Origin of the sequence: Halomonas sp. LBP4 (assembly GCF_003202205.1) — a bacterium.
GTDB lineage: Bacteria > Pseudomonadota > Gammaproteobacteria > Pseudomonadales > Halomonadaceae > Halomonas > Halomonas flagellata.
In genome coordinates, this window is the sequence record NZ_PDOG01000008.1 from 1 (window position 1) to 228 (window position 228).

The following is a 228-nucleotide window of genomic DNA, read 5'->3' on the forward strand; positions in this document are numbered from 1 at the left end:
CTCACTTGACAGGCGCGGCGGATTCGGTAGAATGCGCACCACTCGTGACAGAGGCCCGCTGAGGGCTCTATCGGCGACCAGCGAGGCTGGCGCGTCGAGGTTTCCCACCCCGGTCGGGTGGTGACACGAAGCCTTGACAGCGAGCGCCGGTCACGTAGAATACGCCTTCCTCGCCGGGCGCTGGGCCAGACGGCACAGCAACAGCGAGACGCTCCACTCTTTAAGGGT